This window comes from Specibacter sp. AOP5-B1-6, assembly GCF_052376555.1.
GTDB lineage: Bacteria > Actinomycetota > Actinomycetes > Actinomycetales > Micrococcaceae > Specibacter.
On sequence record NZ_JBQSVT010000105.1, the window covers coordinates 1 to 1,404 of the forward strand.

The 1,404-nt window shown below is 62.3% G+C and carries 1 protein-coding gene; it reads right to left on the minus strand.

Annotation, left to right across the window (positions count from 1 at the left end):
* Nucleotides 1-72: 72 nt before the first annotated feature.
* Nucleotides 73-1,281, minus strand: coding sequence for an integrase catalytic domain-containing protein (locus ACT3TS_RS19640; protein WP_444533212.1), 1,209 nt, complete (start codon nucleotides 1,279-1,281; stop codon nucleotides 73-75).
* Nucleotides 1,282-1,404 lie beyond the last annotated feature (123 nt).

Sequence of the window (1,404 nt, forward strand, 5' to 3'; positions counted from 1 at the left end):
CCCGTGGTGCCTCATGTCAATATGCTCGCGAAATGATTCCTGCGTGCCTCATCTATTGTGCTCGCGAAAGTGTCATGCTGCGTGGGGTGCTTGGGAGTAGGTCTTGGCGGCGGCCAGCCGGATGAGGCGTTGCTGGATCTCGTTGATCCGGTTCGTCAGGCCGGCCAGGTCCAGGCTGGTGTAGAGCTTGTCCAGGTGTTGGCGTTGGGGTTCGAGCATGATCCCGGTGGCCTTGATCCGGTCGGCCGGGGTGCGGGGATCGTCGTAGCTGCGCACCGATTTTCCCTTGCGGCTCAGGTGGTATCCGGTGACTTTCTTGGTCGGCAGGAACAGGTTCTTGCGCAGGTTCACCAGCGGCCAGAGCTCGTTGAGCAGCCTCAGTTCAGTGGCGGTGTCGTAGCGGTAATTGAACGCTGAGCGGCGCACGACGGCACCGTTTTTCTGCTCCACGAATGGGTTGTCGTTCGAGTGGTGCGGCCGGGACCGGGTCATGCGAATGTTATGGGCATTGCACCAAGTGGTGACCGCCACATTGAGGAATTCAGACCCGTTGTCGCTATGGATGTGGTCGATGGGGTACGGGAATTCGTTCTGAATTTCATCCATCGCAGCGACCACCCATCTCGCGGCCTTGTTCTTGATCGCCCGGTTAACCGTCCACCCGGTGAAGACATCCGTGGCGGTTAGCGTGAACGCGTACTGGCCCTTGGCGCTGTTGCCGCAATGCGCGACCGTATCGATCGCGACCAGGCCCGGCTGCCAGTCAATATCCGGGATACGGGACATGATCGGGATCGCCTCGGTGTACTGGTTCCGCCGGGACCGGGTCGTAGATTTCCCGTCCGGATACATCGAGAGTTTGAACGGTGCCAGGATCCGGTCGATCGTGGCCGCACTCATCGCCAGCAACTGGGCATGCGCCTGGGGGCTGTAGCGGGGCCGGGCCCTGCCGAAGGCGCCGGAACCGATGTGGGCTTCCATGTTGGCCAGCGTGGTGCCCATGACCGCGGCCAGGTACTTCCCGCAGGGCTGGCCTGCCACGACCCAGACCTGCTGGAGCACCTTCACCGTGTCATAGCCATACGTCGGCGGTCTCGGCCTGCGTGCCACCACACGGGCCGGGCCACGCCGCTTGAAAGCCCGACCGAGCTGGCGGCGGGCATTCGCCCTCGACCAGCCCACCTCGGCCACCAGACGGTCCAGGATCTCGCCCTTGGCCTTCTTCGACGCCGCCGCATACGCGCCGGCTTCCTTCTTCGTGATTTCCCTACGCGCAGACAACGTTAATCCATATCCCATCCCTCCAGCACAGCAACAGTGCCCGGCCATGACCAGAGGTTTCGCGAGCATTTCTCAAATGAGGCACGCACCCCATTTCGCGAGCACCTTAGTTGAGTCTCGTCG